Annotated in this window: 15 protein-coding genes, 1 tRNA gene and 1 pseudogene; 4 read left to right on the top strand and 13 right to left on the bottom strand. The window is 37.8% G+C overall.

All coding sequences use genetic code 11. The features are described 5' to 3' along the window. Window position 1: 1 nt before the first annotated feature. The 5 genes and pseudogenes from prmA to ADH90_RS03665 form a co-directional block, all read right to left on the bottom strand. On the bottom strand, window positions 2-952 hold the full coding sequence (gene prmA, locus ADH90_RS03685) for a 50S ribosomal protein L11 methyltransferase (RefSeq protein WP_152904470.1): 951 nt from the start codon (window positions 950-952) through the stop codon (window positions 2-4). Window positions 953-1,089: 137 nt separating this feature from the next. Continuing rightward, the gene (locus ADH90_RS03680; RefSeq protein WP_049530019.1) at window positions 1,090-1,563 is read right to left on the bottom strand and encodes a GNAT family N-acetyltransferase; all 474 of its coding nucleotides are present in this window, start codon (window positions 1,561-1,563) and stop codon (window positions 1,090-1,092) included. Continuing rightward, window positions 1,560-1,988 (bottom strand): NUDIX hydrolase, encoded by a 429-nt coding sequence (locus tag ADH90_RS03675; protein ID WP_049530018.1) that lies wholly within the window; start codon window positions 1,986-1,988, stop codon window positions 1,560-1,562. Before ADH90_RS03675 ends, ADH90_RS03680 begins: the two co-directional genes overlap by 4 nt. 1 nt (window position 1,989) lies before the next feature. Beyond that, window positions 1,990-3,047, bottom strand: a pseudogene (locus tag ADH90_RS03670) (site-2 protease family protein). Between the two features lie 18 nt (window positions 3,048-3,065). After that, window positions 3,066-3,536, bottom strand: coding sequence for a DUF3013 family protein (locus ADH90_RS03665; RefSeq protein WP_049530017.1), 471 nt, complete (start codon window positions 3,534-3,536; stop codon window positions 3,066-3,068). A 115-nt stretch (window positions 3,537-3,651) separates the two neighbouring features. Here ADH90_RS03665 and ADH90_RS03660 point away from each other — a divergent pair, with 115 nt between their 5' ends. Together ADH90_RS03660 and ADH90_RS03655 are read left to right on the top strand one after the other, a co-directional pair. Continuing rightward, a complete protein-coding gene (locus ADH90_RS03660; RefSeq protein WP_049530016.1) occupies window positions 3,652-4,923 on the top strand; it encodes a replication-associated recombination protein A in 1,272 nt (423 codons plus the stop codon). A 262-nt stretch (window positions 4,924-5,185) separates the two neighbouring features. After that, window positions 5,186-5,258, top strand: a tRNA-Lys gene (locus ADH90_RS03655). A gap of 51 nt (window positions 5,259-5,309) precedes the next feature. Here the strand turns inward: ADH90_RS03655 and ADH90_RS03650 are convergent. The 7 genes from ADH90_RS03650 to ADH90_RS03620 form a co-directional block, all read right to left on the bottom strand. After that, window positions 5,310-6,452, bottom strand: coding sequence for a tyrosine-type recombinase/integrase (locus ADH90_RS03650; protein ID WP_049530015.1), 1,143 nt, complete (start codon window positions 6,450-6,452; stop codon window positions 5,310-5,312). A gap of 44 nt (window positions 6,453-6,496) precedes the next feature. Beyond that, window positions 6,497-6,838 carry a DUF771 domain-containing protein gene (locus ADH90_RS03645; RefSeq protein WP_049530014.1) on the bottom strand — a complete coding sequence of 114 codons (342 nt, stop codon included), beginning with the start codon at window positions 6,836-6,838 and terminating at the stop codon, window positions 6,497-6,499. 74 nt (window positions 6,839-6,912) lie between these two features. Continuing rightward, window positions 6,913-8,145, bottom strand: coding sequence for a replication initiation factor domain-containing protein (locus ADH90_RS03640; protein ID WP_049530013.1), 1,233 nt, complete (start codon window positions 8,143-8,145; stop codon window positions 6,913-6,915). A 308-nt stretch (window positions 8,146-8,453) separates the two neighbouring features. After that, on the bottom strand, window positions 8,454-9,200 hold the full coding sequence (locus ADH90_RS03635) for an ATP-binding protein (RefSeq protein WP_049530012.1): 747 nt from the start codon (window positions 9,198-9,200) through the stop codon (window positions 8,454-8,456). Further along, window positions 9,181-9,687: a hypothetical protein gene (locus ADH90_RS03630; protein ID WP_049530011.1), complete on the bottom strand. Its 507-nt coding sequence runs from the start codon at window positions 9,685-9,687 to the stop codon at window positions 9,181-9,183. The genes ADH90_RS03635 and ADH90_RS03630 overlap by 20 nt, the downstream gene beginning before the upstream one ends. Beyond that, window positions 9,687-9,986 carry a hypothetical protein gene (locus tag ADH90_RS03625; RefSeq protein WP_049530010.1) on the bottom strand — a complete coding sequence of 100 codons (300 nt, stop codon included), beginning with the start codon at window positions 9,984-9,986 and terminating at the stop codon, window positions 9,687-9,689. The genes ADH90_RS03630 and ADH90_RS03625 overlap by 1 nt, the downstream gene beginning before the upstream one ends. A gap of 49 nt (window positions 9,987-10,035) precedes the next feature. Then, a complete protein-coding gene (locus ADH90_RS03620; protein WP_049530009.1) occupies window positions 10,036-10,332 on the bottom strand; it encodes a hypothetical protein in 297 nt (98 codons plus the stop codon). A gap of 410 nt (window positions 10,333-10,742) precedes the next feature. Between ADH90_RS03620 and ADH90_RS03615 the strand changes: the two genes are divergently transcribed. Continuing rightward, entirely contained in the window at window positions 10,743-11,510 is a 768-nt protein-coding gene (locus ADH90_RS03615) for a hypothetical protein (protein WP_049530008.1), read from the top strand. Window positions 11,511-11,548: 38 nt separating this feature from the next. On the opposite strand, the gene ADH90_RS03610 is transcribed toward ADH90_RS03615, so the two are convergent. After that, window positions 11,549-11,884 carry a helix-turn-helix domain-containing protein gene (locus tag ADH90_RS03610; protein WP_049530007.1) on the bottom strand — a complete coding sequence of 112 codons (336 nt, stop codon included), beginning with the start codon at window positions 11,882-11,884 and terminating at the stop codon, window positions 11,549-11,551. A 141-nt stretch (window positions 11,885-12,025) separates the two neighbouring features. On the opposite strand from ADH90_RS03610, the gene ADH90_RS03605 reads away from it, so the two are divergent. After that, window positions 12,026-14,728: an SEC10/PgrA surface exclusion domain-containing protein gene (locus ADH90_RS03605; RefSeq protein ID WP_049530006.1), complete on the top strand. Its 2,703-nt coding sequence runs from the start codon at window positions 12,026-12,028 to the stop codon at window positions 14,726-14,728. Window positions 14,729-15,082: the final 354 nt, after the last annotated feature.

The following is a 15,082-nucleotide window of genomic DNA, read 5'->3' as shown; positions in this document are numbered from 1 at the left end:
ACTAGCCTCCAATCACACCTGAAATATCCTTGGTTTTCTTAAAGACACAGGCATTCCATTCCCCTTGGATCATGTGGGTTTCAAGGAAAAATCCAGCTGCTTCTGCTGACTCACGCACCATGTCCCACTTGTCCTTAATAATGCCACTCATGATCAGGTAGCCTTCATCCTTGACCAAGCGATAAGCATCATCCGTCAGATGAATGAGGATATCCGCCAAGATATTAGCCACGATGACGTCTGCCTCAATCTCCACGCCTTTAAGCAAATCGCCTGGGGCCACATGGATATTTTCCATGCCAGGATTGAGCTCAATATTTTCCTGAGCGACTCGAACCGCTACATCATCTAGGTCATAGGCGAAAATTTCCTTGGCATCTAGGAGAGAGCTAGCAATAGAAAGAACCCCTGAACCAGTCCCTACATCTAGCACTGTTTCGCCACCACGAAGGACCTGCTCCAAGGCAAAAAGACTCATCTTAGTCGTCGGGTGTGTTCCAGTCCCAAAGGCCATACCAGGGTCCAGCTTGATAATCTTTTCTCCCGCAGTCGCCTCATAGTCCGTCCATGACGGTACGATGGTTAGGTCATGGGTGATGCGTGCCGGTTCATAATACTTCTTCCAATTGTCTGCCCAGTCTTCCTCAACCAAAGCAGTCGTCCCCATTTTGACTTCTCCTAAGTCCATAAAGTCCGTCAATTCTGCTAAACGAGCCTTCAAATCTGCTTCAACTGCCGCTACATCCACCGTGTCAGGGTAGTAGGCTGTCACTACGATTTCTTCTTGTTGCTCGACCTCAGGGAAAATCTCACCGAAGCGGTCCACATTTCCCACATAGTCCATGCTGTCTTCGATTGCAACACCCTGGGCACCTAACTCAATCAAGAGGTTGGAAACCAACTCCTCTCCCTCACGCTTCACTGTAACTTTTAACTCTTGCCATGTTTCCATCATTAAGATACCAAGCCCGTAAAACACAAAGCCAAAATAGGAAACTCTCTGAAGACGTTTGTGTCTAAGAGAAGTTTATCTTTTTGGCACAGTGTTTTGGGCGAGTTCAGTTTAGAAATTTAACTGAACCATCCTTTCTATTTCTCTATCAATTTTTTCATGTAGACCATATCCATGCCTTCTTTTTCAGGCTCAATATAAGTTTGATGGTAGCCATTCTTCTCGTAGAAGGCAACCATTCCCGCATCCTGTAATACCGTACACAAATCCCATTGTGTGATGGTTGGAAATTCTTTTTCCAGTAAGCTTAAACCTTTAGATCCATACCCTTTCCCTTGGTACTGAGGCAAAATCTCTGCCGTTCCCAACCAAGCTTCCGTCAACTCTTCATTGGTATGAATTCGTAAAAAACCAATCTTCTCTTCATTTTCTTTCACAAAGTAGTAATAGCTATTGGGACGCTCGACTAATTTCCATTTGATTCGCTCGCGATCTTCTAGATAGGGATCATATTCATCCTGGTATTTTTCATAAACTGCTTTAAAACTAGCCCTTTGAATCGCAATGACGTCCTCTAAATCCTCTGCTCCTGCTCTCTCAAGTCTTATCATAAACTTTCCTCCAAATAATCACTCAATCTCCCCTGTAGCTGAGGCACTGCCTGATTAGACTTCAAAAACTCCTCAATAGACATCAGTTTATAGGCCTGTCCTTCATCCCCAAAGGTAATACTGTCAAACTGATCCTGACTTAACTGACCAACCATAAATACTGACTGTCTACCTTCACAGAGCATGCTGGGATAGACCTTGCTCCAGAGCAAACAATCTTCATTTAAATGAATTCCCAGTTCCTCATAAACTTCACGCGCTACGCACTCTAAAGGACTTTCGTTTCCTTCACGACCACCACCTGGCAACTCCCACATATTTGGACAAGGGATACCCGGTTTGTCGTCACGTAAGATAGTCAGGATTTTGTCGCCACAAATCAAAGCAATCTTGCAACCTGTAAAATCAGAAATTTCTATTTCCATATCAGACTCCTTCTGCTAATTCCTTTTCCAGCTCGGCTAACCAGTTTTCATAATATCTTTTCTCATCCCGTAACATCCGGCTGCTATTCATTTGCTGTCTAGCAATCTTCATAGCCTTGTGAGTTTGAACTACATCTTTCTTTACCTTAAATTGATACCAAGCTTGAATAACCTGCATATCTGCTGTTTTTAGAGATAAAAAGGATTTGACACCTCGAATACTTGCATATTCTTCCGCTTTCTTATTATCTCCTTCTATCAGAGCAATTTGAAGAAGGTATAATTGAGAAATAGTTTTAGACATTGGATTATCTGTTTTTTCTAACACAGACTGAAACAGTTGCTTTGCAAGCTCTATATTATCATCCAATATGAACACCAATCCCTGAAGAGTCTGAACACTTTCTGCAAAACTCCCTCTCACATCCTCATCAACAGACATGATAAAGTCTTTTAAATCATATTCTTGAGGAGCTAGCAAGGTCTGGGCAGAATGCCTCAACATCAGGTAGGCGTATTTCGTATTTTCAGGGTGTTGTAGCAATTCCCAAATTTTTGCTCCATCGGTGATGCCGACTGGCATAGGAAGAAAGACAAATTAAGAAAAATCCAAGTCCCTGCAAAATACCAGCTTCTTGTCAAAAATCCAAACACTATCGCCAATAATATCAAGCTGAGATGAATCATCAAGCCTCCTGAAAGCATCAGGATGATTCTTTGATCGCTTTCATCCTCTTTTAAACCAATATACTGAGCACCAACATTTTTTATAACTGCTGTTCGACTAAGATGAAGCCTTCCTGACTTTTTGGTTAAAAGAAAGTTCCCTAATCCAAAAGCCACCAGCCGATAGCCTGTCAAGTAGCCACAAAAAGCATGTCCCAGCTCATGAAGAATAAAGATTAAATACATACTTAGAAGAGCGAAGGCATAACCAAAAGTAAAGACTAAAACTGCGGAATACCCCAACTCTGCAAATGCGATTGTTCCACAAGCAAAAGCCAGCATAATAAAGACAACAGCTAGCGCATAAACCAAATAAATCCCAATTTTCTTCATAAAATCTCCAACCAACTCCTAGTATCTCGGATAAGGATAAAATTCTCCCTCTTCCAAACCGACTTTTCCTTCTTCAAAGACTTCTTGGTTCCATTCCATGACAAATTCTTCTGCTTCTGGGTCTTCCAAAAAGTCCATGAGGGCATCTAGCCCGACCTCTGCAGTATCTTTGAGAAATAGTGCAAAGTAAGCTAAAAATTCACGAGAAAAACCTTTTTTAGGAAGGTAAGGGATAACTGTCAAATAGTCTTCCTCATTAACAGTTGACTTGGCAGGATTGTAAAAGAGCACCGCTTCCTCAAAAAGGATATCGTCTGATGATACCTCTCCGTCCTCGTCCACCATCTCCACACCTGCAGCATTTTGTGCCTCTAATAGAAAACTCACTTCAACCGCATGATTGCGCTTGTCCCAACTAATCTCATAATCAAAAGGAAAGTTCTTGTCCAACTCTTCTTGTAAAACATCTAAAAATCCATATGTTGCCATTTTGTCCTCTTTCTATACGACTCTTCAATCGCCCCGAATACTCGGAAATATGCTAAAATAGGTACTACCATATTACCACATTAGTATCAGAAAATCCATGTTAGAAAGGACTGCTATGCCAGACAATCTCGCGCTTCGTATGCGCCCCAAAACCATCGACCAGGTCATCGGTCAGGAGCATCTGGTTGGACCAGGCAAGATTATCCGCCGTATGGTGGAAGCCAATCGCCTATCCTCTATGATCCTCTACGGACCTCCAGGCATCGGAAAAACCAGTATCGCTTCAGCCATCGCTGGAACGACCAAGTATGCTTTTCGGACCTTCAATGCCACTGTTGATAGTAAAAAACGTCTCCAAGAAATCGCTGAGGAAGCTAAATTCTCAGGTGGCCTTGTACTGCTACTAGACGAGATTCATCGTCTTGACAAGACTAAACAAGACTTCCTCCTTCCTCTCTTGGAAAGCGGTCTAGTCATCATGATCGGGGCGACAACTGAAAATCCTTTCTTTTCTGTCACTCCAGCCATCCGCAGTCGTGTTCAGATTTTTGAGTTGGAACCCTTATCTAACCAAGATGTTAAAGAGGCCGTTCAAATAGCCCTGACTGACCCTGAAAGAGGTTTTGATTTCCCTGTTGAGTTAGATGATGATGCCCTTGATTTTATCGCAACATCTACCAACGGAGACCTCCGCTCTGCCTTCAATTCGCTTGATTTGGCAGTTCTCTCCACTCCAGAAAATGATGACGGTATCCATCATATCACACTTGACATCATGGAAAATAGTCTTCAGAGAAGCTACATCACTATGGACAAGGATGGAGACGGACACTATGATGTTCTATCTGCTCTCCAGAAATCCATCCGTGGCTCTGATGTGGATGCCAGTCTCCACTACGCTGCCCGCTTGATTGAAGCAGGTGACCTTCCTAGTTTGGCACGCCGTTTGACGGTGATTGCTTATGAAGATATCGGCTTGGCCAATCCCGATGCACAGATCCATACCGTAACTGCTTTGGATGCTGCACAGAGAATCGGCTTCCCAGAGGCTCGTATCCTCATCGCCAATGTCGTCATTGATCTGGCACTTTCACCTAAGTCCAACTCAGCCTATGTGGCTATGGATATGGCCCTGGCTGACCTTAAAACATCTGGTCATTTACCAATCCCACGTCACTTGCGAGATGGCCACTATAGCGGTAGCAAGGAATTAGGCAACGCCCAAAACTACCTCTATCCACATAGTTATCCTGGTCACTGGGTCAAGCAAGATTATTTACCAGAAAAAATTCGCGACCATAGCTACTTCTCACCAGAAGATACCGGAAAATACGAACGAGCCCTAGCTCAGCGCAAGGAAACCATTGATAAATTACGAAATTTGTGAAATCCTTTTCGAATTTTTTAATTTTCCCTTGATTTTTTTTGAAAAAGTGGTATCATATAATCATAGAAACGCTGTGGTGTACGACTTCACATTTAAGTGTTGACCGACTATTTTTTGTATTATTAGGGAAACAAAAGTCTTCTAACAGCATGTAGGCCGTCTCACACGGAAACAGCTTCAGTTAGAGCGAGTTGCCCACCTGCTTAATTGCGCGGGTTCAATACAAACCGTGAAGTTTCGGCACCAATACAGCTTTTTATTTGCCTCCTTAGCTCAGTTGGTAGAGCAGTAGACTCTTAATCTATGGGTCGCAGGTTCGAGCCCTGCAGGGGGCATCTAAATCAACAGGAGAAAGCCTTATTTAAAGGCTTTTTTTCTTATCTGTTCTACTTTTGTTCTACCAACTGATACTCACTTAAAAGCTGTCGTATAATCTGATGTTCTTTTTCTTTCTTCTCTTTCAAAAGATGACCATACGTTTCTGTTACCTGTTTTATATTTTTATGGCCCATCACATGAGCAACTACCCAGATATCAATTCCTTTTGCAAGCAACATACTAGCATAAGTATGTCTAATACCCGTAGCTGTTAAATTATATGGAGAAATATCTAGTTTTTTTAGTAGCGATTGTAAACTTTGATTTACTGCATTATTACTAGGAACTCCATACACAACATCATAGAAAAGGAAATTTTCTTTTTCCTTAATACCTTGATTCTTATATACAAGCTTTTGTTCTTTCTTTAATAACTTCAAAACCTCAGATGTTTCTTCATCTATAGGCACATCTCGAACAGATGTATCCGTTTTGGGTGGTCTCCATTTATAATTATAGTAGCGCCTATAAGTGTGGATGACTTGATTTTCAAAATCAATGCAATCCCAAGTTAAACCTAAAATCTCTCCGAAACGCATTCCTGTTTTAAAGGAAACAAACAAAAGATAAGGAATCACAGATTTACTGTAATTAAGATGACTTTTTAAATGAACTAAAATCTTATAATAGTCTTCAATATTGTCAATATATTTTTCGTCTGTTGTCTTGCTTTTCTTCATCCCTGAAATAATCGCACCATCAGTAAAATCAACTATATCTAATTGGTCACGTTGAGCAAACTGAATGACTTTTCGGATTTCTGAGTTTAGTCGTGCTACGGTATCTTTTGTAACCCTTTCAGCATACAAATTTAGAGCTCGTTGATATTGACTAAAACGAATAGAAGTTGCCGGTCTATCTTGAAAAAGTTCCTTTATCAAGTCTCCTCTCTTCTTATGCTTAAAAAGCGTTGATTCACTTTTTCCAAGTGGTCTTACAACAACATCAAACCATTCTTCCCATAACTCATATAAACTAGCTTGCGAATTAATTTTTGCACCTGACATCAACTTTAATTCAATAGCTAAAGCTTCTTTTTCTGCTTCCTTCTTAGTTCTGAAGCCACCTTTAAATGCAACAAGTTTTTTGTTATTATCTACAATTCTATAATCCCATGTGCCACCTTTTGTACGTTGTCTAAAAGTTGCCATTAGTTACCTCTTTCAATAGATAACCAAGGTTTTTGCCAAGGCTATTATACCATAATTTCTCTAAAGTTTTCTTCAAACCATTGTTTGGTTTTACTGGCTAAAAAGAAATAGCGTCCACCTTGGTTCTCAGGATATTTAACAAATCCGTTAGGATTTAATTCAACATCAATTTCTTTCCGAATTTTTGAGTTATTCAATACATTATCAAGTAACCACGGTCTTGAAACTGATAGAAGTTGTAGAACATCAGATAAGGACATATATCTACCTTGAGAAGAATTATGTTGTAAATTATCATATTCTTTTCTATCGACGATAATTTTATCTTCTGGCAATTGTATTTCTACATTGATTAAATCAACAGTAATTTTATTTATATCAGTCATAGAAAATTCTCCTTTTTTATGAGATAATAGCTAGAGATGATGAAAATCATCCCTATACTATTTTTCAAGCAATATTACTCTTTGTTTTTAGGTCGTTTCGGAGTGATATTGTTTTTTTGATAGAATAACTTAAAACTATCTTCAAAATACTCTTTATAATTTAATTGAGAGAGTTCTGATCCAAATTTGTTAAGCCATAGCTCAACATCTTGGTTTGGTATGTAGTTCCACTCATACTCTTGAATTAAACGAATAATAAAATGATTACGAGCCTCTACTCCCCAAATTTCCTCAATTTTCTTTAGAAGTGGATAAAATCCGCTACCTTTTAACAAATAAGAAATGGTTGCTAATAAATCATTATTTCGGGAGTTTAAGGATTCAAGCTCTGGGAAGATACCAAAACCTTTAAGTAAATCACTAGTGAATGGCAACAGTTGACCAGTCTCTGCATCATGAAAACAATATTTATCAATCATTTTGTTGACAATGAGCTTGCTCAAATCTTGAGAGCTATCAATAGCAAGCAATAATGTTAGAATTTGATTGCTATAAGTACCTTTATAGGAAGCCTCCATGCGTACCCAAGAATTGCAATACTTAGTTAAGTGCATATAGCGACCTTGATTGTCTAATTGTTCCTGATACTTGTTATAGATCCGCAACAGAGCATTTACATTCTTTTTCTTGCTACCAATATATATCGTTTGCGCTTGACCATTCACTTCTTGAGCGCTAATGTTAGAAATATTTTTACGTCCTTTATGATTGGTGATAATATATTTTTTGATTTTTAACCCTTGGTAAAGGTCATTGACAGCCATTGGATAATTAAAGTAATCAACAGCAAGGTCAATACGAGAAAGGCGCAAATCATAATAGTCAGCGTACAGCAGTTGTGCTATATTGTGAACGTCAATTGCTTCACTATAATAGTCTTGATAGGAGGCTTTATAGTGAGACAAAGCCGATGCAGAAAATTTCAGGATAATTCCCATCGTGAAATTAGTCTGATGCCAAGCAATCGCAAAGTAATAGGGGAGATTCTGAAAGGTAAATCCCTCTGTATAACCTGCTGGTGGGATTTTTAGTGGAATATAATTTCCAAAGAGAACTGGGAGGGATAGCTTTTCTGCTACTGTTTCAGACAGCGATAAAGCAATTTGATGCCAATTATCAGGATATTCTCCTACAGTATCTTCTGTCGGTTGGATGACAAATGTAGCTTCATCGACACTGGTCATAATGACTGGGTTATGGTCGTTATCTTTTTGAAGATACTTTTCAATTTCATTTTTACAAATCATTTTATTTTCTTTCTATCCGCCTAAAGAGTGAAAGTTAACTGGGCGGAAAATATTGCTTTAGTTAACTATTTATTGTAATGTAGCGAAATTTCTACGCTTTTATTCTCTCACAGTTTCAGGAAGTAATCACCCTAAATAAAAAGTTATAGAATAACGTTGATATAACAGCATTTTAAGGGAATTGAGTATTTTACCCTAAAGTGGAATTTACATAGCTTTAGAACAAGGTCAAATGGAACGGGGGTCTTTACATGTCCCCCGTATAACAGCCAGCTAAAGCTGGCGAGGCTGTAAGACCATCTGATTCTCTAAAGTGAATCAGGGTCAACAGCCTCAGCAACATTAGCAGACTTTCCTAATATATCAAGAACTCGTCCCTTCAGTAAATTTATATCAGGTACTTGTTTAACCTTAATTTTAATAACATTAGAACCATCATCAAAACGCTGAAGATAGCCAAATCTTTTGGGTAAATTTTTTTGTAGCTCTTGTCCTTCCTCTAGTTCAAACAGTCCCTTCGTTACTGATGACCTCAGTGACCCCAATGCAATGACTAAAGAAAATTGATTCCGAGCAGACCCCTCCCCTAGTGCAGAAGCAAGCAGATCTTGTGAAACGGCTAATAATTTGACATTAAAGGCCCTCCCAGTATAAAGAATAACTCTAATTTTCTCCTGATATTCTTTCTTAGACTTTCCTGCTAATTCAAATAATGAAGTTAATTCTTCTACTACAAGATAGTAGGGAGTTTTTTCTCTTCCTCTATTCTTTTTTCTTAACTCAATCTCATTAAAAGCTACATCTATAGCTAAAATAGCTCTGTCACCTAAATACACATTGGGTAAATGTTCTGCAAATAAATAATCAGACTGCTTCATCTCAGAGATAATAAATTCACTTGCAGGATTTTGATTGTATAGATAATTGATGATAGCGAATACAGCCGTAGATTTTCCAACACCACTACTCCCCAGCAACAAAAGATGGATGAAATCTATATCTGGCGTTCCGCCCCCAGCTTTTAGAAATGGATTTTTAGAGCTCAATGATTTCATCAAGGTCAAATTCCTCCTGAATTTTAGGTTCTGTTGCTCTAGCATTCTGATTAAAGGTAGCATCCTCAATAGTTTCTAATTTTAAGAAAATAAACCACCCTCCGTTTACTAACTCAACTTGACTGTAATCAATAGTATAAGAAACTTCGTGGTTTGCAATAATTCCTTTTACTATATTCTCAATCTCACGCTGTTGTTCTGATGAAATATTGGAACCGAGTTGAATTATTAGATATTCACCACTATCAGAAAGTTTAACTTGATCTTTAACCTTTAAATGTTCTAGCGTAGGTAACAGAGAATAAATATTCTGTTGGATACTACCTATCTTAGACCACTCTCTAGGAAGAGAATATTTATTGTTTAAGTAGTTAAAGAAAAGTTGGTTTAGGAATATTTTATCAAATTGATATATTCCCCAAATAACAAGAGCCATAATCCCTAACAATAGGATAAATAGTAGTGAAATAGAGTACAGAATAATCATTAGTTTTCCTCCTTGCTTTCAGGATCCCTCATTCGATAATTAAAATCTACGTAAGAATCATGAATATCATAAGAAAATTCAAGTATTTCCTTGACATGTTTATAAACCTGATTAACTACAAAGTCTGCTATATCTATGGAAAAATCCTCGGTTACCCAGAATCTGATACGACCGCTGTAGAAATTATCCCTAGGAAGATTTATAGGGTGATTATCGAAAAGGATAGGTTTTTTACTTCTATCAAGGTATGATGATAAATTTAAATCAATCGTTTCATGTAAACTATTTAAAATAAACATAAATTAAACCTCCAATACAATGAGAGGGAGGAAGACCTCCCCTAATAATTTAAACAAGCTCAATAAAAGCAGACTTAGCTTTTACTGAGAGCGCAGCACGATTTCCACTGTTATAAGCATTGATAGAAACACCTTCAAGAACAATTTCTACTTTTTCGTCAAATAAAGTTGTAAAATCAGATACATTAACCATATCAGCCTTGATATTTGTTTGATTGAATCGACCGTCTGGAGTTCGTACACCGATAGTCAAATTTGTTTGACCAGTGCTGAGACCAGATGTATAGTCTTTTACTTCCGATGCGCCAATAAAGCGACCTTGCAATGTTGTTTGTGTAGCTTCCATAGGCTACCTCTTTTCTAACCGTTTTATTAAATACATCAAAAAATTCACGGCTTTTCAAATTTATTGAAGATATGTATTGTGTGATAGCTACCTCACATCTTAATTATTCCATAAAAACTGACAAGACTTTACCTAAATTCACTTAAAATATACGTAATAATTTTTCTTGGTTTTTTTAAGATTTTTTTGTTTGTTCAAACCATTGTTTAAAGCTTGCTACATAGCACTTTCAGTGGAATATAATTTATTATCTATCGAGATTATTTGGTTCAAAAAAAAATAAATTTTTGTAAGATTTTTATTGAAAACGTTTTACCCTAAATTTTTATAAAACCCATTAATATCTTGACGTTTAAAATGTATTAATGCTAAAATGATACATAAACTTTTTTGTGTAAAGGATGTTTACTATGGAAGAAAAAAAAGAAGAACGTATGCTTGTTGCAGTCACAGTTAATTTGATGCACAAAATGGAAGAATTTAAAAGGTTCAAACATGAACGAAAGATTAGTGGAGATTATGAAGCTAAAATTGCTTATTTAGTAGAAGAGTTTCACATGAGCGACAAGACGGCAGAAAATTTGTTGTCTGGTAAGGTAGTCTCTAAAAATAATTATTTAGCTATTTTTCCTTCCTTTGACAAAGATAATATAAACAAAAAATCTACTGCATTAGAAAAATTTGCAGAGACTATTGTGGATGCAATAGGAAAGGAAAATGAAGCTATTATTACAGAAGTATCTAATATAATCACTAATAAATTAGAAAAACTTGATTTAAAAAATAAGGCAAAAGCTGTATTATCAGATGATAAACGAGCGGAATCATTAAAAAACTCCATAATATCAAGCTTAAAAAGTGTAGAGTTCCCAAATAAGAAAACTAAAATTAATGACTACGCTCTAATTGTATGGATTGATCACTTTTATAAGAGTATCTCTGAACAAGATAATCTATTTGAAATTACTAGCAAATTAGATACTATCTCGAAAGCTATTGAATATCTTCCTCTTGTTGAAAAGATATTTGAATCTGAAGAAAACATCGAAATATTTTCTCAAGTAGCTAATCGTCTTGACACATTTAGGATTGCTGATGAGTACGAGGATTGGGATAATATAGAGAGCTTTATCAAGGACGTACGAGAGCGAAATGGATTTGATAACTACTTGAAATAGAATATAAAAAAGCCAAGTCATGCTATATGTGACTCGGCTTATTTTTCTATCTCATCTAGGAAATCAATCAAAAGTTTTGTGACCCTCTCTTGCTTACTAGGTGCTAATTTTTCCAGCTTAAACAATAATTGATTTATCAGCGGATTACTTTCTGTCAGAGAAATGTCAAAAAAACTTTCTATATTTGTATCCAGAGCATCCATGATTTTTTCAAGGGTCTTGATTTTGATATTTGGTTCAAGGTTTTCTAATTTATAAGTATATTTTAACGGTAAGTCCGCCAGCTCCTCTAGTTGCTGTTGGGTGATATTTTTTTGTAATCTCAGTAGGCGGATTCGCTTGCTGATATAGGATTGTAGGTTCGTTTTTGTCATCTCAGTACCTCTTTAAATCCTATCATACTGAAATTTGTGTCCTTTAAAAACTACTTAAAAAGCGAAAAAAACAGTTATATAGTTTCAAAATACTACAACATGTGATAAAATAGGACTATAAAACTATCAAAAGGAGTTTACATGCTAGAATCAAACACACAAGGTCACGGAACCATTAAGAAATTGCGTACTGGCGCAGTTATTTCAACGCTTGCAATCTCGGCTCTGGGGGTATCTACTGGGGTATCTGCTAGTGAGACTGAAGTAGCCGTTAATGAGCCTGCAACTAGGGTAGTTGCTAAGGACGAGGTAGTTGCTAAAGTTCCTAGTCAAGCTGATGTTGATGAGGCTAAGGCTGAATCTGACAAGGCTAATCAGGATGTAGCTAAGCAAAAGGAAGTTGTTTCAACTACTGAAGCAAACATTGCTAATACTGAAAAGACTATCGCTGAAACTACTAAGAAAGTAGAAGAAGCCAAGTCGGTTACACCTGAAAAGGTTGCAACTGCAAAAGCCGAGGCTGAAAAGCGAGCAGATGAGCTTGCTACGGCTGAAAAGACTGTAGCTGATGCTGATAAGTCTGTTTCAGCTACGGCTGAGAAGGTTGCTGACCAAACTAAGGTAGTATCTAATGCTGAGAAAACTGCCACTGATACTGCTAATAAGGTAGCTGACGCTCAGAAAAAAGTAGATGCTCTTTCATCTACTAATGATACCACCCAACTTGAAAAAGAGGTAACCACTCTTACTAGTCAAGTTAGTGAAGACACTCAAGCAGTAGAAACTGCTCAGACTAACCTTGATAATGGTAAAAAAGCTCAATCTAACAAAGACCAAGCTGTCAAAGATGCTCAAACTGGGGTATCTAGTGCTGAGTCTAATCTCACTCAAGCTACTACAGCCCTTGCTAATGCTAAAGCTGACCAATCTAACAAAGATAAGGCAGTTACTTCTGCTAAATCGGCTCTTGATGTAGCTAAACAAGGTGTTACTGAAACAACTACAACTTCTGAAACAATGTACGATGTTCCAAAGGCAACTTACTCTCCAGCCTTGTCTGATGAGTATATTAAGGCAATTAAAGCCCTAGCTAATGGTACGGGTAATGTTCTTGATGTCTTGAAGGCAATCAATAAGCCTTATACTGACGAGAAGACAGGTGTAAGTGCCAATACTCTAGGTGGGTATAACTTTACAGGTAAGTATTTCTATAAAGGTAAAGATATTGCTTACGGTTCTGAAGACACAGACACAACAGAGATTGTTGATTTCCAACACCTATCTAAAGAGCAAGCGACTAAATTGAGTTTGTATGCAGCGTCTATCGTTAACAATTTGCGTGCTAAGGTTGGTACTGCACCTCTTAAAGTTAGTGAAAGTTCTGTTGAATTGGCTACTCAGTTTAACCATTATGCAAATCCTTTTGAAAAAGTGACAGATGGTAAGACAAGTCCAAACTACACAAAACCTTTATCTGAGAAGTTAGCTATGGGTAAAGAGTCAGCTAAATTTAACTTGGATGCACTAGGTATTCGTGCAGAGAATATCCCAGATTACGCAGGCAAAGGTACTCTTTCAACTATGGCTCAAATCAAGCAAGTTGTTTATGAGGGTATTGTTCAGACAGTTATGTCTGCAACAAGTACAAGTTCTAGCGAAGATCTATATAGTGGTGCTTTGTCACTTCTAGGTTTCCGTGATACCGATAAAACCAATCTTGGTGTAGGTCTAGGTTTTGGTTATAGTCAGCTTGGGGTAAAATATGAGACTAGTTTCACTTTATCTCCTACTAAAGAGGTAACTACAACTACTCAGAAGGTAGACGCTAAGGCAGTTGAAACTGCACAAAAAGCCTACGACGACGCCCTCAAAGCCTCTCAAGAAGCCAAATCAGCCGTCCAATCAGCTCAAACTGCCTACACCAACGCTGAAACAGCTCTTGCTAACGCTCGTACTAACTTATCTAACGTAGTCGGTAACAAGGTTGATGTTCCAGCACTTGAAAAGGCTCTTGCTGATGCTAAAGACAAACTAGCACAAGACACTAAAGCTTTGCAAACTGCTAAGGAATCACTTGCTCTAGCTAAATCAAACGCTACTGACAAAGCTAAGGCTCTTGCTGATGCTAAAACAGCTCTTGAGACTGCTAAAGCTGAACAAGCTAATGCTGACCAATCTCTTGCCACTGCCAAAGGTGAGTTGGAAGTACTTACTAAAGCTCATGATGTAGCAGTATTGGCTCGTAAGTCAGCTGGTCAAGACCTTGCTCGTAAACGTGAAGCGTCTAAAGAGGCTACTGACACTCATACAGTTCTTGAACTTGCTCTTACTAATCGTGATGAAGTCCTTAAGGCTTTAGAAAAAGAGCTTACTGATGCTAAATCTAAGCTTGGTGTACTCCGTGCTGAGTTGGAGACTGCTAAGGAAGAGTTGGCTCGTCTTGAGGGTATCGCTGAAGCTAAGGCTCGTAGATATGAGAACTTCAAGCAACTTAAAGCCGACCATGACGCATACCTTGCTGAACAACAACGCTTGCAAGCTTTGAAAGACAGAGCAGAAGAAATCCGTAACGCAGGTGGAGAGGTTAAACCTGTCCTTGATGCTGACGGTAAAGTAGTTGATGTTGTGGATGCTAAGGCTCAAAATAAGGTTGTAGTTGCGACAGTGGGAACTATAGACGATAAAACATATCAAGCTCCTGCACAAGCTACAAATGCAAAAGCAGAACCTAAAAAACAACTTCCAAATACAGGAGAAAAGCGTACTAATACTGCTACTCTTGCGATTATCACAGCTTTATCTTCTATCGGTCTTGTATACCGTAAACGCAAAAAATCACAATAAAAAATAAATCTCCTTACTACCGTAGGGAGATTTTGTGATAAAGAAGAAAAATAATAATCTGTTCTACTTTTGTTCTACCTTTTATTTTTACATACGATTTAGAGAGTGGCAAAACCTTGATTTATCAGTATTTTTGTTACTCATTTTTACTTATTTTAACTCTAAATCGACTGCAGGGGGCATCTAAATCAACAGGAAAAAGCCTTGGTTAAAGGCTTTTTGGGTTATCATTAAAAATTTCATCTACAATTTTTACAATTCAAAAAGTGAGCCATCAATTTGGCTCACTTCTTCTTTTTAGCATGCCCTTTTATGGATCAAAAAGTGTTAAAAATAAGACAGTAACCTCAGAAT

Source organism: Streptococcus pseudopneumoniae, from assembly GCF_001073085.1.
Taxonomy (GTDB): Bacteria; Bacillota; Bacilli; order Lactobacillales; family Streptococcaceae; genus Streptococcus; species Streptococcus pseudopneumoniae_M.
Note: the sequence above shows the minus strand (reverse complement) of the source record. Positions and strands in the feature narration are given on the sequence as shown.